Annotated in this window: 29 protein-coding genes; 11 read left to right on the top strand and 18 right to left on the bottom strand. The window is 70.9% G+C overall.

Annotated elements, in window-relative coordinates; all coding sequences use genetic code 11:
* Nucleotides 1-346 precede the first annotated feature (346 nt).
* The 11 genes from ACTMTJ_RS30575 to ACTMTJ_RS30525 all read right to left on the bottom strand — a co-directional run bounded on the left by ACTMTJ_RS30575 (nt 347) and on the right by ACTMTJ_RS30525 (nt 8553).
* Entirely contained in the window at nt 347-1189 is an 843-nt protein-coding gene (locus ACTMTJ_RS30575; RefSeq protein WP_441222257.1) for a RecB family exonuclease, read from the bottom strand.
* A 107-nt stretch (nt 1190-1296) separates the two neighbouring features.
* Nucleotides 1297-1911 (bottom strand): MarC family protein, encoded by a 615-nt coding sequence (locus ACTMTJ_RS30570; protein ID WP_441222010.1) that lies wholly within the window; start codon nt 1909-1911, stop codon nt 1297-1299.
* A 21-nt stretch (nt 1912-1932) separates the two neighbouring features.
* The gene (locus tag ACTMTJ_RS30565; protein WP_441222008.1) at nt 1933-2784 is read right to left on the bottom strand and encodes a PHP domain-containing protein; all 852 of its coding nucleotides are present in this window, start codon (nt 2782-2784) and stop codon (nt 1933-1935) included.
* A complete protein-coding gene (locus ACTMTJ_RS30560) occupies nt 2784-4022 on the bottom strand; it encodes a hypothetical protein (RefSeq protein WP_441222006.1) in 1239 nt (412 codons plus the stop codon). The genes ACTMTJ_RS30565 and ACTMTJ_RS30560 overlap by 1 nt, the downstream gene beginning before the upstream one ends.
* Before the next feature lie 50 nt (nt 4023-4072).
* A complete protein-coding gene (locus ACTMTJ_RS30555; protein WP_441222004.1) occupies nt 4073-4738 on the bottom strand; it encodes a SigE family RNA polymerase sigma factor in 666 nt (221 codons plus the stop codon).
* 83 nt (nt 4739-4821) lie between these two features.
* A complete protein-coding gene (locus ACTMTJ_RS30550) occupies nt 4822-5682 on the bottom strand; it encodes a PH domain-containing protein (protein WP_441222002.1) in 861 nt (286 codons plus the stop codon).
* Between the two features lie 6 nt (nt 5683-5688).
* Nucleotides 5689-5847 (bottom strand): hypothetical protein, encoded by a 159-nt coding sequence (locus ACTMTJ_RS30545; RefSeq protein WP_441222000.1) that lies wholly within the window; start codon nt 5845-5847, stop codon nt 5689-5691.
* A gap of 102 nt (nt 5848-5949) precedes the next feature.
* Nucleotides 5950-6639 (bottom strand): DUF6758 family protein, encoded by a 690-nt coding sequence (locus tag ACTMTJ_RS30540; protein ID WP_441221998.1) that lies wholly within the window; start codon nt 6637-6639, stop codon nt 5950-5952.
* A gap of 16 nt (nt 6640-6655) precedes the next feature.
* The gene (locus tag ACTMTJ_RS30535; protein WP_441221996.1) at nt 6656-7318 is read right to left on the bottom strand and encodes a TrmH family RNA methyltransferase; all 663 of its coding nucleotides are present in this window, start codon (nt 7316-7318) and stop codon (nt 6656-6658) included.
* A gap of 41 nt (nt 7319-7359) precedes the next feature.
* Complete coding sequence (locus ACTMTJ_RS30530; protein WP_441221994.1) at nt 7360-7875, bottom strand: hypothetical protein; 516 nt, start codon at nt 7873-7875, stop codon at nt 7360-7362.
* Between the two features lie 159 nt (nt 7876-8034).
* Nucleotides 8035-8553, bottom strand: coding sequence for a MaoC family dehydratase (locus ACTMTJ_RS30525; protein WP_441221992.1), 519 nt, complete (start codon nt 8551-8553; stop codon nt 8035-8037).
* 525 nt (nt 8554-9078) lie between these two features.
* On the opposite strand from ACTMTJ_RS30525, the gene trxA reads away from it, so the two are divergent.
* Nucleotides 9079-9441, top strand: coding sequence for a thioredoxin (gene trxA / locus ACTMTJ_RS30520; RefSeq protein WP_441221990.1), 363 nt, complete (start codon nt 9079-9081; stop codon nt 9439-9441).
* Nucleotides 9442-9489: 48 nt separating this feature from the next.
* On the opposite strand, the gene ACTMTJ_RS30515 is transcribed toward trxA, so the two are convergent.
* Together ACTMTJ_RS30515 and ACTMTJ_RS30510 are read right to left on the bottom strand one after the other, a co-directional pair.
* The gene (locus ACTMTJ_RS30515) at nt 9490-10293 is read right to left on the bottom strand and encodes a sugar phosphate isomerase/epimerase family protein (protein ID WP_441221988.1); all 804 of its coding nucleotides are present in this window, start codon (nt 10291-10293) and stop codon (nt 9490-9492) included.
* A complete protein-coding gene (locus ACTMTJ_RS30510; RefSeq protein ID WP_441221987.1) occupies nt 10290-11435 on the bottom strand; it encodes a Gfo/Idh/MocA family protein in 1146 nt (381 codons plus the stop codon). Before ACTMTJ_RS30510 ends, ACTMTJ_RS30515 begins: the two co-directional genes overlap by 4 nt.
* Before the next feature lie 169 nt (nt 11436-11604).
* Between ACTMTJ_RS30510 and ACTMTJ_RS30505 the strand changes: the two genes are divergently transcribed.
* The 6 genes from ACTMTJ_RS30505 (at nt 11605) to ACTMTJ_RS30480 (ending at nt 16939) form a co-directional block, all read left to right on the top strand.
* Entirely contained in the window at nt 11605-12627 is a 1023-nt protein-coding gene (locus ACTMTJ_RS30505) for a LacI family DNA-binding transcriptional regulator (RefSeq protein WP_441221985.1), read from the top strand.
* A 40-nt stretch (nt 12628-12667) separates the two neighbouring features.
* A complete protein-coding gene (locus ACTMTJ_RS30500) occupies nt 12668-13714 on the top strand; it encodes an Rv2578c family radical SAM protein (protein WP_441221983.1) in 1047 nt (348 codons plus the stop codon).
* Between the two features lie 24 nt (nt 13715-13738).
* Complete coding sequence (locus tag ACTMTJ_RS30495; protein ID WP_441221981.1) at nt 13739-14914, top strand: hypothetical protein; 1176 nt, start codon at nt 13739-13741, stop codon at nt 14912-14914.
* A gap of 24 nt (nt 14915-14938) precedes the next feature.
* On the top strand, nt 14939-15352 hold the full coding sequence (locus tag ACTMTJ_RS30490) for a CoA-binding protein (RefSeq protein WP_441221979.1): 414 nt from the start codon (nt 14939-14941) through the stop codon (nt 15350-15352).
* Between the two features lie 105 nt (nt 15353-15457).
* Complete coding sequence (locus ACTMTJ_RS30485; protein ID WP_441221977.1) at nt 15458-16234, top strand: hypothetical protein; 777 nt, start codon at nt 15458-15460, stop codon at nt 16232-16234.
* Between the two features lie 81 nt (nt 16235-16315).
* A complete protein-coding gene (locus ACTMTJ_RS30480) occupies nt 16316-16939 on the top strand; it encodes an excalibur calcium-binding domain-containing protein (protein ID WP_441221975.1) in 624 nt (207 codons plus the stop codon).
* 792 nt (nt 16940-17731) lie between these two features.
* On the opposite strand, the gene ACTMTJ_RS30475 is transcribed toward ACTMTJ_RS30480, so the two are convergent.
* Nucleotides 17732-18928: an acyl-CoA dehydrogenase family protein gene (locus ACTMTJ_RS30475; RefSeq protein WP_441221973.1), complete on the bottom strand. Its 1197-nt coding sequence runs from the start codon at nt 18926-18928 to the stop codon at nt 17732-17734.
* A 139-nt stretch (nt 18929-19067) separates the two neighbouring features.
* Here ACTMTJ_RS30475 and ACTMTJ_RS30470 point away from each other — a divergent pair, with 139 nt between their 5' ends.
* Nucleotides 19068-19607, top strand: coding sequence for a DUF4190 domain-containing protein (locus ACTMTJ_RS30470; RefSeq protein WP_441221971.1), 540 nt, complete (start codon nt 19068-19070; stop codon nt 19605-19607).
* Nucleotides 19608-19628: 21 nt separating this feature from the next.
* Here ACTMTJ_RS30470 and ACTMTJ_RS30465 read toward each other — a convergent pair whose 3' ends face one another.
* Nucleotides 19629-20426, bottom strand: coding sequence for an SDR family NAD(P)-dependent oxidoreductase (locus ACTMTJ_RS30465; protein ID WP_441221969.1), 798 nt, complete (start codon nt 20424-20426; stop codon nt 19629-19631).
* 105 nt (nt 20427-20531) lie between these two features.
* On the opposite strand from ACTMTJ_RS30465, the gene ACTMTJ_RS30460 reads away from it, so the two are divergent.
* Entirely contained in the window at nt 20532-20942 is a 411-nt protein-coding gene (locus tag ACTMTJ_RS30460) for a DUF4190 domain-containing protein (RefSeq protein WP_441221967.1), read from the top strand.
* 303 nt (nt 20943-21245) lie between these two features.
* Here ACTMTJ_RS30460 and ACTMTJ_RS30455 read toward each other — a convergent pair whose 3' ends face one another.
* Nucleotides 21246-22202: an HpcH/HpaI aldolase/citrate lyase family protein gene (locus ACTMTJ_RS30455; protein WP_441221965.1), complete on the bottom strand. Its 957-nt coding sequence runs from the start codon at nt 22200-22202 to the stop codon at nt 21246-21248.
* A gap of 86 nt (nt 22203-22288) precedes the next feature.
* Nucleotides 22289-23203, bottom strand: a complete 915-nt coding sequence (locus tag ACTMTJ_RS30450; RefSeq protein WP_441221963.1) for a DMT family transporter — start codon at nt 23201-23203, stop codon at nt 22289-22291.
* 128 nt (nt 23204-23331) lie between these two features.
* Here ACTMTJ_RS30450 and ACTMTJ_RS30445 point away from each other — a divergent pair, with 128 nt between their 5' ends.
* Nucleotides 23332-24033 carry an HAD family hydrolase gene (locus tag ACTMTJ_RS30445; protein ID WP_441221961.1) on the top strand — a complete coding sequence of 234 codons (702 nt, stop codon included), beginning with the start codon at nt 23332-23334 and terminating at the stop codon, nt 24031-24033.
* A gap of 119 nt (nt 24034-24152) precedes the next feature.
* The gene (locus ACTMTJ_RS30440) at nt 24153-24629 is read left to right on the top strand and encodes a hypothetical protein (protein ID WP_441221959.1); all 477 of its coding nucleotides are present in this window, start codon (nt 24153-24155) and stop codon (nt 24627-24629) included.
* Here the strand turns inward: ACTMTJ_RS30440 and ACTMTJ_RS30435 are convergent.
* On the bottom strand, nt 24616-25467 hold the full coding sequence (locus ACTMTJ_RS30435; protein ID WP_441221958.1) for a PhzF family phenazine biosynthesis protein: 852 nt from the start codon (nt 25465-25467) through the stop codon (nt 24616-24618). The genes ACTMTJ_RS30440 and ACTMTJ_RS30435 overlap by 14 nt on opposite strands.
* Nucleotides 25468-25492 lie beyond the last annotated feature (25 nt).

Raw genomic sequence — 25492 nt, 5'->3', positions numbered from 1 at the left:
AGAGACCTTTCGGAGTCGGGGTGGCTTCGACCCCCTATTTAGACAGAGATTTGAGCTACCGCGGCGTCCGTCGTGGTCCAGACCGCTGCTCCCGCGGCCTCACCCGTCCGCCGTTGGCCACGCTCACCCTGCGCGCAACCGGCCGGGAGGAAAGGGGGCGTGGTGACGGAGCTCGCGCCGGGCGGTGGCCGGCGTTTGTCCAGAATGTCTGTTCCCGGATCGGCGATCCGGGAATGCAATGGGGTCGTCGTCGCCGCGTGTAACCGCCGCTACCCCGACTCCGAAAGCTCTCTAGAGCGAGCTACCGCGACGTCCGGTCGTGGTCAAGACCGCTGCTCCCGTGGCCTCACCCATCGGCCGGGGGTGGGGTGAGCACGCGGTCGACGGCGGCCCAGGGGTCCTTGGCCGGTGCCTCGACGCCCGCCGGGCAGCTCTTGCGGAAGTCGCACCAGGTGCAGATCGGGCCGGGTGTCGTCGGGAACGCCGCGTCGGGGTCTGCCCCGTCGGCGACCGCGCGCTCGGCGGCCACGATGTCGCGGGCGGTGTCTTCGGCGCGGGTGACCTGGCGGGCCAGCGACTCCGGCGTGTGCTCGTGTGCCGCGACCGTGCCGGACGGGAGGTGGTGCAGCTCGACCCGGCGGCAGGGGCGGCGGAAGACCCGCTCGGCCGCGTACGCGTACAGCGCGAGCGCCTGGGAGCCTCGGGCGTCGTCGGCGTCGAGGCCCGAGCGGCCGGTCTTGTAGTCGACGATCGCCAGCTCGGGTCCGTCGGGACCGGTGCGGGAGTCGATGCGGTCGGCGCGGCCGTTGAAGGCCAGCACCGCGGTCTTTACCGCCACGACCCGCTCGACGCCGAGTGGCTCGACGGCCGGGTCGAGGGTCTCCACATAGGACTCTAGCCACTCCAGCGCCCGCCGGTATGCCGTGCGCTCCTGCGCCTCGTCGCGGTAGCCCTCGCGCACCCAGGTGCCCTTGAGCAGGGTGGGCAGCGCCTCGGGGCGGCGGCGGTCGGCGGGCAGGGCGAACCAGTTTCGCAAGGCGGTGTGCACGCTCGCGCCCAGCGAATTGTGCGCCCACGGCGGGCCCTTGGGCGGCGTCGGACGGTCAACGTAGGAGTATCGGTAGCGGCGCGGGCAATCCTCGTAAGAGCCCAGCTTGCTGGGCGTGCAGACGAAGAGCCGCTCCGGCATGCCCTCGAAGCCGAGCTGCTCCGGCACCGGCCGCCCGGCGCCGCGCGTGCGCGGGGTCGCGGAAGTCACCCCACGATCCTCCCACTGGCGTACGACAATCGGCGGCTTCACCCGCCGTTCGTGTACTCCCGCACGAAAGCGGCCACCGCGTCGGCGATCAACTGCACGGCGATGGCGGCCAGCAGCAGGCCGGCGATCCTGGTCAGCACCTCGATGCCGCTCGGGCGGAGCACCTTCACGATCCCGCCCGAGAAACGCAGCGCCAGCCAGACCGCGGCCATCGCCGCGACGATGCCGACCGCGACCGCGACGTGGTCGGCCACGCCGTCGGCCCGCTGGACGAAGAGCATCGTCGCCACGATCGCGCCGGGGCCGGCGAGCAGCGGCGTACCCAGCGGCACCAGCGCGATGTTGGAGGTGACCTGCTGGTTGGGGTCGCCGGTACGGCCGGTGAGCAGCTCCAACGCGATAAGGATCAGCAGCAGGCCGCCGGCGCCCTGCAACGCGGGCAGGTCGACGTGGAGGTAGTCGAGGAGCGTCTGGCCCGCCACCGCGAAGACTACGATCACGCCGAACGCGAGCGCGACGGCCTGCGTGCCGGCCCGGTTGCGCTCCCGCGCGGAAAGGGTGCCGGTGAGCGCGAGGTAGATCGGCACCATGCCCGGCGGATCCATGATCACGAGGAGCGTGACAAAAACCTCGCCGAACAGCTTGAGATCCACAAGGTCACGCTAGAGGACTGATCATGCTCCGAGGACGGGTACACCCGAGGCGGCCGCCACGATCGCCTCGTACACGGCGGGCTCCGTCGTGTACGCGCCGAGCTTGACCTGCTTGTGCGTGCCGTGGAAGTCGGACGAGCCGGTCACCACCAGCCCCAGCTCGGTGGCGAGCCCGCGCACGTGCTCGCGCTCGGCGGGCGAGTGTGCCTCGTGGTCGGCCTCCAAACCGAAGAGGCCGGCCGCGGCCAGGTCCACGATCAGCGAGTCGGGCACCACCTTGCCGCGCTTGGTGGCCTTCGGGTGGGCGAAGACCGGCACGCCACCGGCCGCGCGCACCAGCCGCACCGCCTCGAACACGTCGGTGTCCTCTTTGGGCACCCGGTAGCGCTCGCCCAGCCACCGATCCTCGAACGCCTCGTCGGTGTCGGCCACCAAACCGGCCCGGATCAGCGCCCGCGCGATGTGCGGCCGCCCGACGGTGCCGCCGGCGGCGTACCCGTGCACCTCGTCCCAGGTCACGTCGACCCCGTCGGCCCGCAACAGCTCGACGATGCGCTGAGCCCGCTCCACGCGGCCGCGCCGCACCCGGGCCAGCTCGGCCACCAAGGCTGGTGCGGTGGGGTCGAAAAGGTACGCAAGCAGGTGCAGCGGGATGGCCGGCACCTGCCCGTACCACCGGCAGGACAGCTCGGCCCCGCGCACCAGCACGAGGCCGGCGGGCCGGGCCTGCTCGGCGGGCGCCCAACCGGCCGTCGTGTCGTGGTCGGTGATGGCCAGCACGTCGAGGCCGGCCTCCGCGCCGGCGGCGACCAGCTCGGCGGGGGTGAGGGTGCCATCGCTGGCGGTGGTGTGTGCGTGCAGGTCGATGCGCATCAGACAAGCATGGGGTCCACCACGAGCAGGCGGTCGTTGCCGTCGGCGCCGGGCACCGGCACCTCTTCGACCTGCGGCTTCTTTCCCGCCTTGACGCGCATGAGGTCGCCCTCGCGGGAGACGTGCACAAGCGTGTCGCGGCCGGCCCAGGCGGCCTGGTCGCTCAGCGCGGGACCGGCGTCGGCCGCGCTGGCCTTGCCGTTGAAGGCGACGCGCAGGTCGACGAGCCGCGCCCGGCCGGCGCCGGCGGCCACCAGCCAGTGACCGTCGGGCGAGACCGTGCCGGCGCCACGCGGGTTGAGCTGAAGGGCGCAGGCCGTCTTGAGCACGGTCAGCGCGTTGACCGCGTCGAGGAGCGCGAGGCACGGGCGGTCGCCCGCCTCGGCGGAGACCTGGCCGACGACCGTGCGGCCGTCGGGCAACGGCCCGTAGATCTCGGAGGTGCCCGCCGTCCACACCGGGGTGTACAGCGTGTCCTGGCGCGGCCACCACACGTCGAACCCGTTTCGCGAAGCGCCGGAGGCCGAGCGCTCCATGAGCACGCCCTGCCCCACGAAGCTCACCGGCCGCCCTTCCAACGGCGCGGCCGTCTGCGTGGCGTCTTTGAGGGCGCCCTGCTCGACGACGGCGCTGAAGAGGCGGGCGCTGTCGCGCCAGGCGACCCGGCGGCCGTCGGGAGCCACCGCCACCGCGTCGACCGCGGGAAGCACCTGGATCGAGGAGCCGTCGGGCGCCACGTACCAGAGGGTGGCGCCGCCAGCGGGCGGGACACCGACGACGAGCCAGCCCTTGTTTGTCTCGTGTGCCCGCGTCACGGTGCCGATCTGGGGCAGCGTGATCGCGGTGCCGCTCGACGTACGCAGCTGGGTGGAGACGACAAGGTCGACCGGCACGTCGACGGCGGACATCGGGTCGCTGTCGAGGCTGCCCATGGGAGCCGGCACGGCGGTGGTCGGCTCGACCGCGGGCAGCGACTGGTTGATCTCCGGATCGGGGTCGGCCACCCAGGCGGGCCCCTGGTAGCGCCCCTCCTCAGGGTTGAGCCGGACCACGCCGACGGTGGCGACGGCTGTCGCGGCGACGAGCAGGACGGTGCCCGCGACGGAGCGACGCCGGCTGATGCGACGCCCCTTGCGGATCGCCTGCCCGCCGGGGTCGTGCCCGCCCACCGCCTGCCCCGGGGCGGCGGCACGCGAAAGCGTCTCCCGAAGTGCCTGCTCCAGATCGTCCGATGCCACGCCCATTGGACGCCTTGGCGACGGCCGCAGGTTGTCCGGCTCGCCCATCGTCACCCGCGCTCCAGACCGGCGGCGGGTGCCGGGATCGGCGGAATCGGCAGGACCGGTGCCGGCCGCACGCGGGTGGGTGCGGGCTTGGGCTCCGGCGCGGGGCCGGCTGGCCCGCGCTTTGCCCGGGCGTCGCCCTGGACGCCGGCTTCCGCAGCCTCCGGCGCGAGGCCGGCGGCACCAAGACGCTGGCGCAGCGTGTGCAGGGCGCGCGAGGTCTGGCTCTTGACCGTGCCGGTGGAGATGTCGAGCAGCGCGGCGGTCTGCGCCTCGGTCATGTCTTCGTAGAAGCGCAGGACCAGCACCGCGCGCTGGCGGGCCGGCAGCGCCTTGACGTGCCGCCACAGCGCGTCGCGCTCAAGCTGCTCGTCGATCTGGTCGGGGGCGGCCCGCTCGGGCAGGATCTCGGTGGGCCGCTCGCCGTGCCACCGCCGCCGCCACCAGCTCGTGGCGGTGTTGACCAGCACGCGTCGCGCGTACGGCTCGACGGCCTCGATCTCACCCAGCCGCTTCCACGCCAGGTAGGTCTTGGTGAGGGCGGTCTGTAGGAGATCTTCGGCCGTGGCCCAGTCACCGGCCAGCAGGTAAGCCGTGCGCAGCAGGGCAGCGGAGCGAGCCGCGACGAACTCGCGGAACTCCTCCTCCATTTCCTGCCTGGCGGCCGACACCATCGCCTCCCCATGACATGTGTCCTCCCGAAGGTTGTCACAGCCTTTGGGCAAGGAACATGGCACGGACGGCCAAACCAGCGTTAGGCCCCGTCGTCGGCCTTGATGTCTTCCGCGTCTTTACCGAGGCGCGCCTCGACCGCCTGCGGCTCGTACATCTCCTCGACCACGCGAAGATAGAGCTCATTGGGGTTGGGCAGGTGTTTGACCTCGCGGAGCGCCTGATCTTGGCCGGCCGACTCGAGCACGAACGTGCCGTAGTTGAGCATGCGGCCGAGCGGGGACTGCTCGTATTTCATGTCGGTGACGCGCAGCAACGGCATCATGCCGACTTTGCGGGTGATGATGCCGTTGACCACCATGACGCGCTTGTTGGTCAGGATGAACCGGTCGAAATACCAGTCGCCGACCTGCCACGCCACCCAGCCCATGACGCCGAACCAGACGATGACGGCGGCGGTGGTGAGGCCGCGGACATCCTGGCGGGCGAGGAAGCCGGAGAGGTAGCCGAGCGCGAAGGTCGCGGCGGTGCCGATCAGCAGCGGCGTGGTCAGGTGGATCCAGTGCCGCTTCCACTCCCCGCGGTAACGCTCCGTAGGGAAGAGGTATCGGGCGACCAGCGAGCTCGGCTCGTCTTCGAGCGGGAGCACGCGCCGCGGCCCGATCGGCATGCCCGCGGCGTCGGTGCGCAGGCCGGCCAGCTCGTCTTCGGAAAACTCGGGAGGCAGGTAGCCACCGCGCCCGTCGTCGTGGGCATAGCTGGCATTTTCGGAGTAGGCCGGGCCGTCCGAATAGGAAGGGCCGGTCGAGAAGGCGGCGTCATCGCTGTAGCCCGGGCCCTCGTCGCCCCGCGGCATGCGGGGAATGGGCTCCGTATCCCGCTGGCGGTGGGATCGGTCGGGCTCGTCAGGGTCGTCGGGGGGTCCGCCCGGTGCACTGCCCATGGACAGCTATGCGATCAGGCTCGTGACGAAGTCGCCAAGCCCCCGCCCGATGTCGCCAACCGTGCTGCCCAGAGACTGGAACACGTCGGCCGCGGAATCCGGCCGGTAGGCGATGAAGAAGAGCAGGAACGCGATGCCGCCCCAGGTGAGGATCTTCTTGACCATTGCGGGCCGTCCCTCCGCACTCCAGCCGAGCCGGTGCCGGCAGTACCCAGAGTATACAAGTGAGCGTCTTTACGTGTTCGGTTCAATCACTGGAAAACGCATTCACGCTCTCCCGTGCAAGTACGGCGACGGCGCGCCATACACGAGCTCGGGCGGCAGCCACTCAGAGAGGTCGTGCACGACGACATGCTCCGCGAGGAGGTAACCCGCACTCGCCGGCCAGGCTATCGCATACAGCCACATTCCCCTGGCTTCTCCGGCATAGGCGCTCCGATCCGTCGGCGACTTCACAGACCACAGTGGAGTCGGATGACCGCCCACTTTGATCTTTGCGTGCGGTCCACCGTGGTCACCCGCGGGCGGGCCCGCGTCGCCCAGCGCGTCGGCGATGAGCGCGCCCGGATCGAGCCCGGGCAAACCGCCGAACCTGTTGCCCAGACCGACGCCCGGCTCCTCGGCCACGAACACGAGGTCGGCCGGACCGCCGCGCAGCGGGGACGGACCGCTGCATGCCACGGCGGTGGCGCGCACGCCGGTGCGGTCGTCGCCGGCCCACGCCACGCCGGTCATCATCCAGCCCTGCTGGAGCGGCCAGGGGCACCACACCGGCACGGCCGGGCGACCGGTCGCCACCTGGGCTTTTTCGACCGCGGCCAGGACGCTCGCCACGATGTCCGCGCTGACGTGCTCGGCGACGTGGAGCGGCGGCACCGGGCCGTCGTCGTCGCAGCGCCACTCGGTGTGCATCAGGTCAGGCGGTCGCACCGGACCGCCACATCTAGGGCAACTCACCGCAACGCCCACCTCACTACGGTGCGGGCCTTGCCGCCTCCCCGTCAAGGCCTTCCGGCGGCGGCCCGGCGTGCGCGCGAATCCACGCGTGCATGGCGATCCCGCTGGCGACGCCCGCGTTGATCGAACGGGTCGACCCGTACTGCGCGATGGAAAAGACCTGGTCGCAGGCGCCCCGCGCGATGTCGGAGAGGCCCGGGCCCTCCTGCCCGAACAGCAGCGCGCAGCGCCGCGGCAGCGTCACCGCCTCCATCGGGTGAGCGCCCGGCAGGTTGTCGATGCCCACCACCGGCAAGTCGTGCGCGTGCGCCCAGGCGACGAACTCCTCGATCGTCTCGTGGTGGCGCACGTGCTGGTAACGGTCGGTCACCATCGCACCCCGGCGATTCCACCGGCGGCGGCCCACGATGTGCACCTCCGCCGCGAGGAAAGCGTTCGCGTTGCGCACCACCGTGCCGATGTTGAGGTCGTGCTGCCAGTTTTCGATCGCCACGTGGAAGTCGTGCCGCCGCTGGTCCAGGTCGGCCACGACCGCCTCGCGCCGCCAGTACCGATAGCGGTCGACGACGTTGCGCCGGTCGCCGTGCGCGAGCAGCTCCGGGTCGAGGCGCGGATCGGCCGGCCAATCGCCCGGCCACGGTCCGACCCCGACCTCGAGCTCATCACCACTCACGGTCATCAGAGGGTACGGGCTGCCGGCACCCCGCCGCGAAGCGGTGCTCAGGCGAGGGCCAGGGCGACCGCCAGGTCGTCGAGGAACCGCCGCTCCGCGGCGCTCACCTGCTCGCCGCCCAGCCCGAGCACCCCACCCGAGCGGGCCGCGCCGCAGACCCGGGCGGCCACGGACTGCACCCACTGGCGGTATGCCGCCGAGTCGGCCGGGTCGGCCCGCGCGGCAAGCACACCTGTCGCCCGCTGGCAGGCCTCCAGCACCTCGGCGAGGCCGGCGGCCCGGTCGGTGAACTCTTCGGCGGCGGGCCGGTCGTCGTCGGCCTCGGCGTAGATGGCGGACACCACGGCTCGGACCAGATCACTGTCGAACGCCCGCCCGGCGGCGATCGCGTCGAGGCCGGCGAGGCCCTCGGCGACCGTGCGGCGTGGGCCGTCCGGCTCGGCGGACGTGGCTGCCACGATCACCCGCGCGGGCAGGTGGGTGAGCAGCTCCCACTCACCCGGCGGGAACGCCATCGCGGCGACCTGGCCGCCGATACGCTCGCGAGCTTGCGAGCGGGCCATTGGGCTCAGCGATGACTCACCGCGCAGGCCGCGCGCTCCCGCGGCCGTGGGTGTCGGGTCTCCGGAAGCGGATTGGCTCGGCATAGCGACCTCCCGAGGTCAGCATATGCCCAGTTTGCGGCAATGCGCGGCTTGCCGCACGAGCTTGCGTGTCGGTGTTCAGCCCTTTGGTTCGGGGAAGCTGGGCCGCTCCGGATCCGCGCCGGCGAGCACCGCGGCGGCCGTGTACTCCTTCTTCGGCACCATGACCCGCCGGCGGAACACGCACACCAGCGTGCCGTCCTGCTTGTAGCCCTTCGTCTCCACGGACACCACGCCACGGTCGGACTTCGAGGTCGACTCGCGCTTGTCCAGCACGGTCGTCTCGCCGTAGATGGTGTCGCCGTGGAAGGTGGGCGCGACGTGGCGCAGCGACTCGACCTCGAGGTTGGCGATGGCCTTGCCGCTCACGTCGGCGACGGACATGCCCAGGAGCAGGGAGTAGATGTAGTTGCCGACCACGACGTTGCGCTTGAAGTGCGTGGACGTCTCGGCGTAGTGGGCGTCCAGGTGCAGCGGGTGGTGGTTCATCGTGAGCAGGCAGAACAGGTGGTCGTCGTACTCCGTGACGGTCTTGCCCGGCCAGTGCCGGTAAACCGCGCCGACCTCGAACTCCTCGTAGTACCGGCCGAACCGCATCCACGCCCTCCCTCACGCCTACCGCGTAGAGCAAGGATGCCTTATCGATGGTTAAGCCGGGGGTCGAGGGTAGAACACCGGAAAACTGACCCCGGACGCAATGAGCGGCGGGGCCCTCCCCGGCACCCGCCGCCCACGCTTGTGCAGTTGATTTTGCCGTGCAACTCGCACTGGAGAAAGGTTTCAGGGCGAGACGGAGGTCACAGTTACCTTTTTGTGACATTACAGTCGGTGAGAGTCGAACGACTTGTGACCTACCGTTACCGATCTTCAAGGCCGGCGGCGGCCAGCACGGACGAGGTTTTCACTGTTTCGGGCAGGTAAACTGGTGGAATCGCTCCCATCACCATGGGTAATTGGCCAGTCATCGCTGTTGGTCACTGTTTCGACGCTCGCCGTAGGGGCACCGTGAGAGTGCTGGTGAGGCCCGCCACGCCACGCCCGGTGTCCGGTTCGTCGGGAATGCTGACCGGCCTCGTTAGGTTTCAGTACGCGTAGGTGAAACCCCGTGATCGGAGAGATCAAATGGCGACCGTTGAGCTGACCACGGCGAACTTCGACGAGGTGACCAGCCAGGACGGCACCGTACTGGTCGACTTCTGGGCCAGCTGGTGCGGTCCTTGTGTCCGCTTCGCGCCGATCTACGAGCGCTCGTCGGAAAAGCACCAGGACATCGTGTTCGGCAAGGTCGACACCGAGGCGCAGCAGGAGCTGGCCGCCAAGTTCGACATCCGGTCCATCCCGACCATCATGGCCATCCGCGACGGCGTGATCGTGTTCGCGCAGCCCGGCGCGCTGCCGGAGTCGGCGCTCGAGTCGCTCATCGAGCAGGTGCAGGCGCTCGACATGGAAGACGTCCGCAAGAAGCTCGCCGCCCACAACCACTGACGTAGACCCGCCGCGGAGGGCGCCCCTCACCGTTGAGGGGCGCCCTCGCTATCTGACGTGCTCCTCGTACGCGGCGATGGTGTCGGCGAGGATCTCGGCACCCGGACGGGCCCAGAGGTCGGCGTGGAAGACCTCGACCTCGACCGGCCCGGTGTAGCCGGCGGCATCGACCGCCTCGCGAAAGCGCCGCAGCTCGATGCACCCCTCTCCCGGCAGCCCGCGGCCCAGCAGCACGCCCTCGGGCAGCGGGGTGATCCAGTCGGCCGCCTGGAAGCAGGCGATCCGCCCCTCCCGCCCGGCCCGCTCGATCTGCGCCCACACCGTGTCGTCCCACCACACGTGGTAGGTGTCGACGACCACGCCGACCGCCTCGGCCGGGTAGGGCGCGGCGAGGTCGAGCGCCTGGCCGAGGGTCGACACCACGCACCGGTCCGAGGCGAACATCGGGTGCAGCGGCTCGATCGCGAGCTGAACCCCCGCGTCCTGAGCGACCGGCACCAGGCTGCCGATCGCCTCACCGACGTGGCGGCGGGCCGCGTCGATGTCACGGCCACCGGGCGGCAGCCCGCCCGATACCAGCACCAGCACGGGCGCCCCGAGCCTATGCGCCTCCGCGACGGCGCGACTGTTCTCCTCGTACCAATGGGGGGTTTGGAAGAAACCCCCGCGGCACAGTGAGGTGACCTCGAGCCCGGCGTCTCTCACGAGCGCCGCGGTCTTCTCCAGGCCGAACTCCGCGACCTGCTCGCGCCACAGCCCCACGCGCGTGACGCCGGCCTCGACACACCCGGCCACCAGGTCGGGGATCGGCCACCGGTTGGCCGTCGCCTGGTTGAACGAGAAGCGCGTCACAGCTCTGGGATCTCGATGCGGCGGCCTTCGCGGGCGGAGCGCAGGCCCAGCTCGGCCAGCTGGACGCCGCGGGCGCCGGCCCACAGATCCCACGTGTACGGCGCGTCGTCGACCACGTGCCGCAGGAACAGCTCCCACTGCGCCTTGAAGCCGTTGTCGAACTCCTCGTTGTCCGGCACGACCTGCCACTGTGCGCGGAAGTCTTCGGTGGCGGGCAGGTCAGGGTTCCACACCGGCTTGGGCGTGCTGGCGCGGTGCTGGATGCGGCAGTTACGCAAGCCGGCGACCGCGCTCCCCTCGGTGCCGTCGACCTGAAACTCCACAAGCTCGTCGCGGTAGACCCGCACGGCCCACGAGGAGTTGATCTGCGCGACGATGCCGCCCTCGATCTCGAAGATGCCGTACGCCGCGTCGTCGGCGGTCGCCTCGTATCCCTCGCCGGCCTCGTCCCACCGCCGGCCGATGTGTGTGGTGACGTGCGCGCTGACCGCGCTGACCCGGCCGAAGATCTGCTCCAGCACGTAGTGCCAGTGCGGAAACATGTCCACTGTGATCCCACCGCCGTCGGCGGCCCGGTAGTTCCACGAAGGACGCTGGGCGGTCTGCCAGTCGCCCTCGAAGACCCAGTAGCCGAACTCGCCACGCACGGACAGGATGCGGCCGAAGAAGCCGCCCTCCACCAGGCGGGCCAGCTTGCGCAGGCCGGGCAGGAAGAGCTTGTCCTGCACGACGCCGTGCTTGATGCCGGCGCCGTCGGCCAGGCGGGCCAGGTCGACGGCGGTGGTCAGGTCTTCGGCGATCGGCTTTTCGGTGTAGATGTGCTTGCCCGCGTCGATCGCGGCGCGCAGCGCCTTCTCCCGCTGGGCGGTCACCTGGGAGTCGAAGTAGACCTCGACGTCGGGGCGGGCCAGCGCGGCCGTCAGGTCGGTGGTCCAGTCGGTGAGCCCGTGCCGGTCGGCGATCTCCCGGAGCTTGGTCTCGCTCCGGCCCACGAGCACCGGCTCCGGCCACAGCCGGGTGCCGTCGCGCAACGGCAGGCCGCCCTGCTCGCGGATCGCCAGCAGCGACCGCACCAGATGCTGCCGATATCCCATCCGGCCGGTCACGCCGTTGAGCGCGATGCCGATCGTCCTGCGGGCCATGGAAGGTCCAATCGTTCTAAGGTAAGCGCTTTCCTCGATCACGGTACTGGCGGTCGCTGTTGCGCTGCAAGGCCTTTCCTATATATGGGCAGGTCCACGGTATTCTCAGTCGGCAAATAAACCTGGGTGCCGTGGGCTGGCGCCGGTGCGCGTGGGTCGGAGGTCTCAGATGGCGACGCTTGCCGATGTGGCGCGGCGTGCGGGCGTTTCGCCGGCCACCGCGTCACGGATCATCAACGGCAGCTCAAAGCCGGTCACCGACGCGCTCCGCGAGCGGGTGCTGGCCGCCGTCGAGGAGCTTCAGTACGTGCCGAACGCGCACGCCCAGCTCCTGGCGCGCTCGCACCGCACCGCGATCGGCGTGATCGTGCACGACGTCTCCGACCCGTACTTCGCGGAGATCACCCGCGGCCTCCAGCGGGTCGCCACCGCGCACGGCCGGCTCGTCATCATCTGCAACAGCTACCGCGACCCGGTCAAGGAGCTGGAGTACGTCGAGCTGCTCCGCGCCCACCAAGTCGCCGCGATCGTGCTCGCCGGCTCCGGCTACCACGACGAAGACTTCACGAAGGCACTCGACGGCAAGCTCCGGGTGTACGAGAGCACGGGCGGCCGGGTGGCGGTGATCGGCCGGCACGAGCACGCCGGCGACGCGGTCGTGCCCGACAACGAGATGGGCGGCTACCTGCTGGCCAGCCACCTCTACGAGCTCGGCCACGAGCGGATCGGCGTGATCGCCGGCCCCAAGCAGCTCACCACCACGACCGACCGCCTCGCCGGCCTGCGCCGGGCCGCCCGCGAGCACGGCCACAAGCTGCCGGCGACCCGCGTGGCGTACGCCGACTTCGACCGCACGAGCGGTGCCGAGGCGGCCGCCGCGCTCCTGGATGCCGAGCCTGACCTCACCGCCATGGCCGCGCTCAACGACTCGATGGCCATCGGCGCGCTGTCGCTGCTGCGCTCGCGCGGCATCGCGGTGCCCGAGCGGGTGAGCGTCATCGGCTTCGACGACATGCCGATCGCCCGCGACGTGACGCCGGCGCTGACCACCGTGCGGCTGCCGCTCGTCGACATGGGCGCGCGGGCGATGACACTCGCTCTGGAGGAGCCGGCCGATCACACGGCGCCCCGGATCGAGCAGGTCGGCGCCGAGTTGGTCCGCCGCGACAGCACCGGCGCGCCACGCCCGTAATTGCTTGCACTGGACTCGTACGCATGTTCGAATAGACTGCATGCGCTGGGACAACCTGTCGGCTCCCCCCGACGGAGAGGTCCCTGACGGGCCAGCGCCAGCGGCTCCACCCCTGCCGCTGGCGCTGCCCGGCGCGGTGGCCCGCACGTTCGACACGCCGGGCTTCGCCGGCATGACCTTCTACGAGGTGCAGGCCAAGAGCATCATCAACAAGGTGCCGGCGTCGTCCCGCATGTCGTTCCTGTGGACGATCAATCCGTATCGCGGATGCGGCCACGCGTGCAGCTACTGCTTCGCCCGCGGCACGCACACCTACCTCGATCTCGACGCGGGCCACGACTTCGACACCAAGGTCGTGGTGAAGGTCAACGCGGGCGAGCTCGTGCGGCGCGAGCTCGCCGCGCCAAAGTGGCGGGGCGAGCACATCGCGATGGGCACCAACGTCGACCCGTACCAGCGGGCCGAGGGGCGATACCAGTTGATGCCGAGGATCCTGTCGGCGCTGCGCGACTTCGCCAACCCGTTCTCGATCCTCACCAAGGGCACGCTGATCCTGCGCGACCTGCCCCTGCTCCGGCAGGCCGCCGAGGTGACGCAGGTCGGCGTCGCGATGTCGGTGGGCTTCGTCGACGAGCGGATGTGGCGGTCGGTCGAGTCGGGCACGCCAAGCCCGCGACGCCGGCTCGACGCGGTGCGCACGCTGACCGACGCGGGCTTTCGGGTGAGTGTGCTGATGGCGCCGATCCTGCCCGGCCTCACCGACACCGACGACTCGATCGAGGCGACGGTGGCGGCGATCGCGGCCTCCGGCGCGGCCAGCGTCACGCCGATCCCGCTGCACCTGCGGCCCGGCGCCCGCGAGTGGTACGCGTCGTGGTTGACCCGCGAGTTTCCGGCTCTCGCCCCGCACTACCGCCGGCTGTACGGGCGGGGTTCCTACCTGCCGAAGGAGTACCAGCGGGAGGTGACCGCGCGGGTGCGCATTGCCGCGCGGCGGCACGGCCTCGACCGCGCCGAGCCGGGCGATGCCCGCCAGACCGAGTCGCCCCCGCCCCCACCCGAGCCGGAGCAGTTAACCCTTCTGTAGTTCGAACCTGCTCTACTTCGGAGCGTGCCTCCGCTGGATGAGCTTCTCGCCGCGGTACGAGCTCGGGTAAACCGATACGTCAACAGCGGCGATGCCGAAGACGTGCTCGACCCGGCCGGTGTGCGTGACGCGCGGGCGCTGCTGGCGATGACCGACGAGACCAGGGACGCCGGCGCGTGGATCCACGCGTACCACGCGGCCGGGCTGCTGCACCACGCCCGCGACGTCGCCAGGCCGGGCGGCGACGACCGCGAGGTGGCCGAGTCGCTGCTCGGCCCGGTGTACGACTGGGTGCCCGACCTGGCCGAGCAGATACGCAAGCTTGCCGAGGTGCCGCGCCAGCCGCTGCGGCTCACCCCGCGGACGATCGCCGTCTTCTCGTTCTCCGGATCGCCGCTCGACGAGATCGACGGGGTGATCACCGCGACCCGGCACGCGATCCGCGAGTGCCGGGACTGGTCGGAGAGCCTGGCGTTCCGGATGAACCTCGCGGAGGCACAGCACCTCCGCTTCGGCCGCAGCGGTGACCTCGCCGACCTCACCGAGGCGATCACGACCGCCCGTGCGGTGATCGCGGAGACGGCGGCGTTCGACCCCAGGTACACCAACCGGCTCAGCACGCTCGGCGGCTTCCTCCAGGCACGCTTCGTGTCCACTATGGACACTGAAGACCTCGACGCGTCGATCCGGTCGTACCAGACGGCGCTGGCGGCCGCGCCCGGCGACCACGAAGACCGCCCGATGTACCTGTGCAACCTCGGGCAGACCCGGCTCTTGCGGTACGCGTACGTGTCGCAGGATCCCGCCGAGTTGGACGCGGCGCTAACGGAGATCAAGACCTCGGTGGACACGACCGCGCCGGACGACCCCGCCCTCGGCACCCGGCTGAGCGCACTGCACCAGGCACACCGCGGCCGCTACGAGGTCACCGGCGACGAAGCCGACCTGGCGGCGGCGCTGCGCGCGGCCCACGCGGCGGTCGAGGCGACCGCGCCCGATCACATGGACTACCTCGAGCGGATCCTCGACGTCGGCGCGATCCACCTGGCCCGATACGAGCGGACCGGCGACGAGGGAGACGCCACCGCGGCGACCGAGATCGCGCGGAGCATCCTGCGCGCGGCACCACCGGATCACCCGCTCCACGGGCTGGCCGCCGACGTGCTCGACCGCGCCCGCGGTCGCGCCCCGAACGCCTGATCGATCGCGAGCTATCGTCGGACCGTGCGCACCCCTCAGCAGATCCTGGCGGAATCCGCGGTCATCGCGGTGGTCGGGGCGTCCCGCGACCCCGAAAAGCCGGCACACACCGTGCCGCTCCAGATACAACGCCACGGCTGGCGGATCATCCCGGTCAACCCGTACGCGGACGAGCTGTTCGGCGAGAAGGTGTACCGGTCACTGGCGGACATCCCGGAGAAGGTCGATCTCGTCGACGTGTTTCGCCCGGCCGACGACGCGGTCGAGGTGGTCCGGGAGGCGGTCGCCGTCGGTGCGCTGGCGGTGTGGCTCCAGCTCGACATCGTCTCGCCCGAGGCGCGGCGGATCGCCACGGATGCCGGCATCGACTACGTGGAGGATCGCTGCATCGCGGTCGAGCGCGCCGTGGGCAATCTCACCCGCCACCCGGCCGCCTGAGTGGCGCCGGCGTCGCACAAAACCGGACTCGCGCCGGACGAAAGGTTTCCATACCCTGCCAAGCATGACCGTCCCGGCGAACCCACCACCCGGTCCGGAGCTCACGTGACCCGACACGTCCGTGAGGATCTGACCACCAGCGTGAGCAACGTCCAGGCCACGGCGCTGCTTCTGGGCATCGGCGCGTTCGCGCTGCGGGTGATCGTGGAGTTCGGCATCGAGCCGATGTCGTGGCGGCTGAGCTTCATGCCGGCGTTCGCGGTCTACGCGGCCGGCGCGGTGACGGCACTGGCCGTTCCCCTGCTGGCCTTCACCCGCCTGTGTCCGCGGCCGCGACCGGCCCCGCGGGCGCTGTTGCTCGCCATGGACCATGGCCGGCCGGCGTTCGTGACGCCGACGTCGCCATGGATGGTGGGGCCGTTCGTCATCATGCTGATGTTTCTGGCCGGCAACGGCCTGGCGACCGAGCGCGCGCCCGACGGTGAGGTGAGCATCTCGGCGGCCGGCTGGGTGCAGACGTTCGTGACCGTAGCGGTGATCTTCACGGTCGCGGGTTGGACGCTCTTCCGCGGACCGCGCGTGGAGCTGCGACCGGGCGGGCTGCTCGTGCGCACCGTGCGCACCCGGCTCGTGCGCTGGGAGTCGGTGCTTGCGAGCGGGCCACCGGCACCGGTGGAAAAGCCGCGCCAGATCTCGATCCTGGTCCGCCGGCGGCCCCCGGACTACGGCGCTTTCGTGGTACGCATCATGCACCGCTGGCTCGCCGTCGATGCCGCTTTCCTCGCCGGCGCGATCCGCCACTACGTCGACAATCCCCAGCACAGGGCCGATATCGGCACCCGCCAAGAGCTTGATCGCCTGGTCACCGTCCTGGATCTCTAGACAAGGTATCGATCGAGTTTCGGACACCAGAGTGGTGTATCGGCCCCCATCTGTGCCGTAGGTACATGTAAGACTCTTCGGGTGACGTTTCCGCCCCTCGACGAGCCGTCGCAGCAGCGACGCGCGGTTGTCTACGGGCGGGGAAACCAGGCGTCCGCGCACTACCGGCCGCTTCGCAAGGGCCGGCCGGTGCCCGAGCCCGCGGCCGACTCGGCCCCGACCGGTCGCGCCGCCAGGTTCGCCAACAAGCGGCGCTTCGTGCTCTTCGTGATGGCGTTGATCGTCGCGATCGCGGCTGGCACGGCGATCTTCGGCGTGGTGCTCGCCAACCCGGCGCATCAGGCGCAGTCGCCCGAGGTGCCCGCGCGCGTGGCGCCCGAGCCGGCGGTCCAGCCGCCACCGACGACGGGCCGAGGTGCGCCGGCCGAGCACGCGCCGCCGCCCGCCGGCAAGTCCGGGTCACCGCCGAGCACCGCGACGCCGCGCCGCAGCAGTGCCACCACCAAGCCGGCGGCGGATGCCGGCGGCGACGCGACAAAGCCCGCCCCGCCGTCGACGGCCTCGACGGTGTACTACCAGAACTGCAACAAGGCCGAACGGGCTGGCGCCGCGCCGCTCTACCCCGGCGATCCCGGCTACCGCGACAAGCTCGACAAGGACGGCAACGGCATCGCCTGCGACGAGAAAACGAAAGACAAGGGCTAGCACAGCGACGACTCGGGCTCCGTGGCCGGCCAAGCCCAAATTCCAAGATTTGAGCTACCGCGATGTCCGTCGTGGTCCATGCCGTTGCTCCCGCTGCCTCACCCATCCGCCGTTGGTCGCGCCCACCCACCGCTGCGTTCGACAGGCGCGGACGCGGGCAAATCAGCCGCCGCGACGGGCGTAACCCGCGGATCCAGAATCTCTTGAGAGCTTTCGCGGTCGGGGTGGGTGCGCTTGGCCACAATGCACGGTCAAATCCGAGACAGGACTTTTCCCAGGTCCATGTCAGCGGTAGACCGCATGCTCCCGCGGGCACCGCTCCCGGCCGGCGGCTCGCCCTGGCGAGCCGAGATCCCCGGCCGTCCACTGCCAGCTCCGCGCGACAAGCCCCACCACCGCCAGCATCCTGACACAGCGTCACCAGCTGCGGGGTCGGCCTTCGAGATCTAGAACGCTTAGGGTTGAAATAGCGCCCTAACTCTCCAAGATCTCGCACCGGACACCGTCCACGCCACCGCGGCGGTTACCCGCGGTGACAGCGCCTCTGTCCGGTCTGTTGCCCGTCGCTTCGGCATGGGGCATTGGGGACAAACGGACCACGCGCGGGGTGAGCGTGACCAGCGGCGGACGGGTGAGGCCGCGGGAAATGCACCCCAAGAAAACGCTCCGCTGCGCTCCACGTTTCCCCCGGGGGCCCCGCGCAGCGGTCGGGACCACGACGGAAATCGCGGTAGCCGAAATCTGCCTTTGAATCGAGCCCGAGACCGCGGCGACCCTGATCCCGAAAGGTCTCTAGGCGCGGTACTCCTTGAGCAGGCCGCGCGAGATGATCGTCTTCTGGATCTCCGAGGTGCCCTCGCCGATCAAGAGGAACGGCGCCTCGCGCATGAGCCGCTCGATCTCGTACTCCTTGGAGTAGCCGTAGCCGCCGTGGATGCGAAACGCCTCCTGCACCACCTCGGCGCAGTACTCCGACGCGAGCAGCTTGGCCATGCCGGCCTCGACGTCGTTGCGGGCGCCGGAGTCCTTGAGGCGAGCGGCGTTGACCATGAGGGCGTGCGCCGCCTCGATCTTCGTGCCCATCTCGGCGAGCTTGAACGCGATCGCCTGGTGGCCGGTCAGGGGTGTGCCGAAGGTCTGGCGCTGCTGGGCGTACGCGATCGCGAGCTCGAAGGCGCGGATGGAGATGCCGCAGGCGCGCGCCGCGACGTTGACCCGGCCGACTTCGATGCCGTCCATCATCTGGTAGAAGCCGCGGCCGACGCCGGCCTCGCCACCGAGCACAGTGGACGGTGGCACGCGCACGCCGTCGAGGATCATCTCGGTCGTCTCGACGCCCTTGTAGCCCATCTTCTCGATCTTCCCGGGGATGGTGAGCCCGGGCGCGGTCTCGCCGAAGCCCGGCTCCTTCTCCAGCAGGAAGGTCGTCATGTTGCCGTACACCGACTCCGCGCCGGTGTCGGTCTTGACCAGCGTGGCGACCACCGAGGAGTACGCGCCGTTGGTCAGCCACATCTTCTGTCCATTGAGGACATAGTCGGCGCCGTCGCGGATGGCCTTGGAGCGGATGGCCGCCACGTCCGAGCCGCACCCCGGCTCCGACATCGAGAACGCGCCGCGCACCTCGCCGGTCGCCATCCGGGGCAGCAGGCTGGCCTTCTGCTCGGGCGTGCCGTGCTGGGAGATCAGGTAGGCGACGATGAAGTGCGTGTTGACGATCCCGGAGATCGACATCCAGCCACGGGACAGCTCCTCGACCACGAGGGCGTACGTGAGCAGCGACTCGCCCAGCCCGCCGTGCTCCTCGGCGATGGTGAGCCCGAAGAGTCCCATCTCCCGCATGCCGTCGACGATGTCCGCCGGGTACTCGTCGGCGTGCTCCAGCCGCTGCGCGTGCGGGATGATCTCCTTGTCGGCGAACTCCCGCACGGTTTCCAGGATCGACCGCTGGACGTCGGTCAGACCGGGCGTCTGGGCGAGGCGGGCCATGGGTCCTCCCGGGTTCCTGTTCATTACCGGCAGGTAACTAAACGCTTGCTCAGTATGCTCCCATGGTCGGTCGCGCGGGACGTGTGTGAAAAGGTTCACCGGGCCTAGTAGCGTGCCGGGGGACAAGGAGGCAAACAGAATGACCGACCCATACCAGCCGCAGCAGCCTTACGACCCCAATCAGCCGCAGCAGCCGTACTCGGATCCGTACGGCACGCCGCAGCCCGGGTCGGGCGCGCCGTACGGCAGCCAGCCTGGGTCGCCGGGGCCGTCCTACGGGAGCCAGCCCGGTTCGCCCGCCTCGCCGTACAGCGGCCAGCCGTACACCGGGCAGGAGTACGGGGGCCAGCAGCCCTACGGCGGGCAGTACAGCACGCCGCAGTACGGCGCGCAGGGCTACGGCACTCCCCAGTACGCCGCCGGCGGATACCCGCCCCAGTCGAGCAGCACCAACGTCATGGCGATCCTGTCGCTGGTGTTCGCGTTCATCTTCGCACCGGTGGGCATCGTGCTCGGCCACATCGCGAAGAAGCAGATCAAGGAGCGCGGCGAGCAGGGCAGCGGCCTGGCCACCGCCGGGCTCGTGCTCAGCTACATCTTCACCGGTCTCACGCTGGCCTTCTGCTGCATCGGCGTGATCGCCGCGATCGCCACCGACGGCAGCGGCACCACCTACTGAGCCCGGGGCGCGGGCGCCGGCCTACCGAAACTGCGCCTCGCGCACGCTGTTGCCGCCGTCGACCACGAGCATCTGCCCGGTGATGTACGAAGCAGCCGGCGAGCAGAGGAACGTGATCGCGGCGGCGACCTCGTCCGGCGTGCCCGGCCGCCCGATCGGCGTGCCCAGACCCTGCTTGAGCTCGGCCACGGTGGACGCCGCGGTGTAGATCGTGCCGGGCGCGACGGCGTTGACGGTCACGCCGTCGGCGACCATCTCCATCGCCAGCGCGCGGGTGAGCCCGACGACGCCCGCCTTGGCAGCCGCGTAGGCCGCCTCGGTGGGCAGCGCGTTGATCGGGCCGGCGGTGGCGGCCAGGTTGACGATGCGCCCCCAGCCGCGCTCGGCCATGCCGCCGATGAACGCCCGGCTGCACAGGAACGCCGTGGTCAGGTTGCGGTCGATCTCGGCCCGCCACTCGTCGAACGTGAGCTGCGCGACCGGCCGCAACACCTCCGGGCTGGTGCGGCTCGCCAGGCCGGCATTGTTGACCAGCACCTCGACGTCGCCGAGCTGCTCGGCGATCGCGTCGGCCAGCGCGCCCACCTCGGACTCGTCGGTCAAATCGGCGACGAACCCGATGGCGCCGAGCTCCGACGCGCGCTCGTGGATGCGGCGGGTGGTGGACACGATCGCCACCCGGGCGCCGAGGTCGACCAGCCGGCGGGCGGTCGCGTAGCCGATGCCGTCGGAGCTGCCGGCGCCGGTGACCAGCGCCACCCGGCCGTCGAGGCGGAGCGAACCGTAGTCGGGCACGGTAGTGGTCGCGTCGTCGTCCATGCCCGCGATCCTGCCCGGTCCGCCCGGCGTGGGCAACGACGGGGTACCCCAACGGGTGGCCCCGGGCCGCTACCCTGACGGCCACCCTCTAACACGGAGATCGTCATGACGCACCCGCAGTCCGGCAACTGGAGCGACCCCTCCTGGCCGCCGCAGCCCGGCCAGCAGGACCCGGGCTACCCGGTGAGCGGCCAGCCGATCCCGGAGGGCTACGCGGCGCCGATGTATCCGGGGTACCCGCCCTACCAGCCCGCGCCGCCCACCAACGGGCTGGCGATCGCGGCGCTGGTCTGCTCGCTCGCCGGCCTCGCGACGTGCATCAGCGCACCGGTGGGCGCGATCCTGGGCCACGTCGCCCGCAAGCAGATCCGCGAGCGGGGCGAGGGCGGCGACGGCCTGGCGCTGGCCGGCATCATCGTCGGCTGGATCCTGACCGCCCTGCTGGTGCTGCTCATCGCGTTCTACGTCGTGATCATCATCATCGCGGTCAACAACGGCAACAGCAGCACGTACTAGATCACGATCCAGGCAGATTTCCCCGGTCCGCGTCAGCCGCGGACCGTATGCTCCCGCGGGCAACGCTCCGGTCGGCGGCTCGCGGGGCGAGCCGAAACCCCCGACCTCCGCTGCCGGGTCCGCGGGACAAGACCGGACCCCACGCCACTCAGCTGAGTTGATCGAGGCGCACGGGTGACAGGACCGGCAAGGGCCCCGCGGCACCGCGACCAGACGCGGGGGTGGGCGCGACCAGCGGCGGACGGGTGAGGCCGCGGGAGCAACGGTCCGGACCACGGCGGACGTCGCGGTAGCTCTCTGGATTCAGCTCTCGGGTGGGGTGAAGGTGGTCGTGCGGCGCATGCCCGCCGCGCGGCCCTTGGCGGCGACCACCAGCGCCATCTTGCGCGACGCCTCGTCGATCATCTCGTCGCCGAGCATCACCGCGCCCAGCCGCCCGCCCGCCTCGGAGGTGTAGTACTCGTACGCGTCGAGGATCAGCTCGGCGTGGTCGTAGTCGTCCTGGGCCGGGGAGTACACCTCGTTGGCCGCGTCGATCTGGCCCGGGTGCAGCACCCACTTGCCGTCGAAGCCGAGCGCCGCCGACCGCTTGGCCACCTCGCGAAAGCCGTCGACGTCACGGATCTGGAGGAACGGCCCGTCGATGGCCTGCTTGTCGTGCATGCGCGCGGCCATCAGGATGCGCATCAGGATGTAGTGGTACGGGTCGCCCGGGTAGTCCGGGATCAGCGCGCCGACCACGAGCGACCGCATGTTGATGCTGGCCATGAAGTCGGCCGGGCCGAAGATGATCGTCTCGACGCGGGGCGAGGCGACCGCGATCGCGTCCACGTTGACCAGACCGGCGGCGTTTTCGATCTGCGCCTCGATGCCGATCCGCCCGACCTCGAGGCCGAGTGTCTTCTCGATCTGGGTGAGCGTGAGGTCGAGCCACTCCACATGGGACGCCGACTGCACCTTCGGCAGCATCACGCAGTCGAGGTTGGCGCCGGCGCCTTCGACCACCTCGACCACGTCGCGGTACGTCCACGGCGTGGTCAGGTCGTTGACCCGGACCACCCTGGTCTTACGGCCCCAGTCGCCCTCGTTGAGCGCGGCCACGATGTTCTTGCGGGCATCCGGCTTGGCCAGCGGGGCCACCGCGTCTTCAAGGTCGAGGAAGACCTGGTCAGCCGGGAGTCCACGGGCCTTGTCGAGCATCTTGAGGCTCGATCCGGGCACCGCTAGGCAGGAGCGGCGCGGGCGTCCAACTGCCACCATCGAGGCTCCTTAGCGATCGGTAAGGCGCAGAACTACCCAACGGTAACCTCGCGCGCCGATCGGCGAGAACCAACCTGTGGAAGATGTCACGCCGGCTGTGGAGGCACCCGCCGGCTGGCCCGGGCGCCACCCACGACGACCACCGCGACGCCCACCACCAGCAGCGCCAGCCCGGGGTAGGCCGCGGCGCGCGGGACCTGCTCCAGCCACAGCCAGGCGATCAACGCCGAGCCCGGCACCTCGAGCAGGATCAGCATGCTGACCGTGGTCGCGGAGACCTTGTGCAGCGCGTAGTTGAACATCGAGTGGCCGAGCAGCTGGGCGCCCACCACGAGGCCCACGATCGCCAGCCAGGTGGTGTGGCCGTACCCGCCGAGGCGCACACCGCCCACGAGGCAGACCACCAGCAGCGCGGCGGCGCATACCGAGTAGCAGACAAGCGTGTACGTGGTGGTGCTGAGCGCCGCGCGGGCCCGTTCACCGAGGTCGGTGTAGACGGCGACCGCCACGGCGCCGGCCAGCGCCAGCAGGTCGCCGGCGATGGCACGGCCGGAGGTGCCGAGGTCGGCGCCGGTCGCGATCACCGCACCGGCCACCGCGATGCCGATGCCCACCCACATGACCGGCCGCAGCCGCCGACCCTGCGCGAGCGCGAGCAGGCCCTGCCACACCGGCTGGGTGGCGACCAGCGCGGTCGCGGTCGCCACCGAGGTGAGCTGGGCGCTCGGCATCCAGGTGGCGAAGTGGGCGGCGAGGGCGAGCCCGGCCAGCACGCTGTACCGGGCCTCGCGGCGGCGGTCGCCGGTGACCAGTGCCCGCAGCTCGTCGCGGCGGCGTACCAGGGCGGCCGGCCCCAACACGCCGAGCGCGAGGAAGTTGCGCCAGAACGCGATGGCCAGGGCGGGCGCGGCGGCGTACGCGATCAGGGGCGCCGATGACGACACCGAGACCACCGCCAGCCCGATCGCCGCCAGCGTGAGGGGATCTAGGCGGTGATGCACGGTGGTTTATCCTCACACGTAACTTCTTGCAGTTAACTGATTACCAACAGTGGCTGACAGTTCATACGTCGTGATCCCTATAAGCTCGCCCGATCCGTGCCTGGAGCACGGAAGGAGGCTGACCTATCGTGCCCGCGTACCGTGCGGTGCTTTTTGATTTTTTCGGCACTTTGACGCTCTCCGTGCGCCGCGGGCCGGCGCATACCGCCGTCGCCCAGGCGCTCGGCTGCGATCCGGATGCGCTGGTCGCCGTGCTCGACAGCTCGTTCTACGACCGGGCCCGCGGCGAGTACGGCTCGGCGGAGGAGACGATGCGGTGGCTGGCCGAACAGGTCGGCGTGCGCCCCTCGCGCCGCGCGCTCCGGGCCGCGCTGGCCGCCCGGCTTCTGGCGATGCGCACCGACACGAGACTGCGCCCGGACGCGGTGGCCACGCTCCGCGCGCTGCGCCGCCGCGGCCTGGCCACAGCCGTGGTGAGCGACTGCACGCACGAGCTGCCCCAGCTCCTGCCCACGATGCGGGTGGCCGGCTTGCTCGACGCCCGCGTGTACTCCGTCGAGATCGGACAGTGCAAGCCGCACCACGCGATCTACCTGGAGGCCTGCGTGCGGCTCGGTGTCCCGCCGAGCGACTGCCTCTACGTCGGCGACGGCGGCAGCCGCGAGCTGACCGGTGCCGCCCAGCTCGGCATGACGGCGGTGCGGCTCGCCGCCCCGGACCTCACCCACCACCTCGTCTTCAACGCCGAGCCCGGCTGGAACGGCCCCACGGTGACCAGGCTGTTCGAGCTGGTCCGCATGGTCGATCTGGCGCCGGTGCCGGTCGGTTGAGGCATGATGCCTCCATGGCGGATCCGGTGAACGATTTTCGACCTGAAGCCAGCGCTGCGGCGACTCCGACCGCGACCGGCGGCCAGGAGGGTCCCGGAGGACGGGTCGAAAAAAGTTCATTGGTGACGGAGGCGTTGAAGAAGGCGGCCGTCGCGTGGGTGTCGGTCGACGGCGGCCCGGCCCTCGCGCTGTGGTGCCTCCCGCTCGACGACGCGCTGTACATCGTGAGCGGCCCCGGCGAGCAGGCCGCGCCCGGCCTCGCGTACGCGGACGAGGCGCGCGTGAGCCTCCGCGGCGATCACGGTGGACGGATCGTGACCTGGCCGGCCGAGGTGACCCGGATCGACCCGCGCAGCGAGGAGTGGGCCACCGTGGTGCCCCAGCTCGCCGCCAAGCGGCTCAACGCGCCCGGCTCGGCCACCGCCCTGGCCGAGCGTTGGGCTGCCGAGTGCACGGTCAACCGGCTGGCGCCCGACGGCGACCCGGAAGCGCCGGGAGACGCGTCCGAGGCCGCGCCGCCGCGCGAGTCGCCCGCCGCCCGGCCCGCCAAGCGCCCCTTCCGCCTGCACCGGGTGCGTGGCGCTAAGGGACGTTGATCCGGCCCTCCGCCACCGGCACCACCTGGCCCGTCACGGTCGCGCGCACGGCCACGCCGCCGGCCGCCGTCACGGTGCAGTCCAGTGTGGACGGGCGCTGGATCTCGGCGCCCTGGCGCACCGAGTACGGCGACTCGCCCTCACCCGGCAGCAGGCCGCTCGCCACCAGCCACACCCCGAGACCGAGCGCGGCCGAGCCGGTGGCCGGGTCTTCCGCCACGCCGACGCCGGGGCCGAACATCCGCACGTGCGCGACGCTCGTGGTCGCGTCCCACCCCACGATCGTCACCACGTCGACGCCCTCACGGGCGGCCGCGCCGTGGTCCAGCGCCGCGCGGGCCACCGCCTCCGGCCGCACGGACAGGTACGGGAAGTCGATGCCGCAGCCCGCCAACCGCGGCGGCGGGCCGGCGAAATCGGCCGCGGTCAGACCGGCCGCCGCCAGCAGGGGCGCGGGGTCCAGCTCGGCGCCGACCGACGGGGTACCGCCGGTCAGCGTGGCCCGGCCGTCCCCGGTCACCTCGATCGGGAGCAAGCCCGCCCCGCACTCCTGGATGACCCGGCCGGGGCCGCCCGCCTGGACGACCGCCGCACCGACGCTGGGATGGCCGGCGAAGGGCAGCTCCACCCTCGGCGTGAAGATCCGCGCCCGGTACGTGGCCGCCGCCGGATCGGTGGGCGGCAGGATGAACACCGTCTCCGAGAGGTTGAACTCCCGCGCGATCGCCAGCAGCTGCTCGGTGGTGAGCTCTTGAGCGCCGAACACCACCGCGAGGGGGTTGCCGGCGAACGCGCGATCGGTGAAGACGTCAACGATCTGGTAGTCCAAGGTCGACATGCCTCCGCAGCCTATGGCACTACGC

This window comes from Phytohabitans sp. LJ34 (assembly GCF_052068095.1).
GTDB lineage: Bacteria > Actinomycetota > Actinomycetes > Mycobacteriales > Micromonosporaceae > Phytohabitans.
This window is presented reverse-complemented; position numbering and strand designations above follow the sequence as displayed.

Coding starts and splice junctions, on each gene's coding strand:
- ACTMTJ_RS30535 (WP_441221996.1), bottom strand. CDS start 7,318: ATGACCGTGAGTGGTGATGAGCTCGAGGTCGGGGTCGGACCGTGGCCG.
- ACTMTJ_RS30500 (WP_441221983.1), top strand. CDS start 12,668: ATGCGCTGGGACAACCTGTCGGCTCCCCCCGACGGAGAGGTCCCTGAC.
- ACTMTJ_RS30475 (WP_441221973.1), bottom strand. CDS start 18,928: ATGGCCCGCCTCGCCCAGACGCCCGGTCTGACCGACGTCCAGCGGTCG.
- ACTMTJ_RS30545 (WP_441222000.1), bottom strand. CDS start 5,847: ATGGTCAAGAAGATCCTCACCTGGGGCGGCATCGCGTTCCTGCTCTTC.
- ACTMTJ_RS30455 (WP_441221965.1), bottom strand. CDS start 22,202: ATGGTGGCAGTTGGACGCCCGCGCCGCTCCTGCCTAGCGGTGCCCGGA.
- ACTMTJ_RS30565 (WP_441222008.1), bottom strand. CDS start 2,784: ATGCGCATCGACCTGCACGCACACACCACCGCCAGCGATGGCACCCTC.
- ACTMTJ_RS30575 (WP_441222257.1), bottom strand. CDS start 1,189: ATGCCGGAGCGGCTCTTCGTCTGCACGCCCAGCAAGCTGGGCTCTTAC.
- ACTMTJ_RS30505 (WP_441221985.1), top strand. CDS start 11,605: ATGGCGACGCTTGCCGATGTGGCGCGGCGTGCGGGCGTTTCGCCGGCC.
- ACTMTJ_RS30525 (WP_441221992.1), bottom strand. CDS start 8,553: ATGCGGTTCGGCCGGTACTACGAGGAGTTCGAGGTCGGCGCGGTTTAC.
- ACTMTJ_RS30530 (WP_441221994.1), bottom strand. CDS start 7,875: ATGGCCCGCTCGCAAGCTCGCGAGCGTATCGGCGGCCAGGTCGCCGCG.
- trxA (WP_441221990.1), top strand. CDS start 9,079: ATGGCGACCGTTGAGCTGACCACGGCGAACTTCGACGAGGTGACCAGC.
- ACTMTJ_RS30465 (WP_441221969.1), bottom strand. CDS start 20,426: ATGGACGACGACGCGACCACTACCGTGCCCGACTACGGTTCGCTCCGC.
- ACTMTJ_RS30460 (WP_441221967.1), top strand. CDS start 20,532: ATGACGCACCCGCAGTCCGGCAACTGGAGCGACCCCTCCTGGCCGCCG.
- ACTMTJ_RS30470 (WP_441221971.1), top strand. CDS start 19,068: ATGACCGACCCATACCAGCCGCAGCAGCCTTACGACCCCAATCAGCCG.
- ACTMTJ_RS30435 (WP_441221958.1), bottom strand. CDS start 25,467: ATGTCGACCTTGGACTACCAGATCGTTGACGTCTTCACCGATCGCGCG.
- ACTMTJ_RS30550 (WP_441222002.1), bottom strand. CDS start 5,682: ATGGGCAGTGCACCGGGCGGACCCCCCGACGACCCTGACGAGCCCGAC.
- ACTMTJ_RS30510 (WP_441221987.1), bottom strand. CDS start 11,435: ATGGCCCGCAGGACGATCGGCATCGCGCTCAACGGCGTGACCGGCCGG.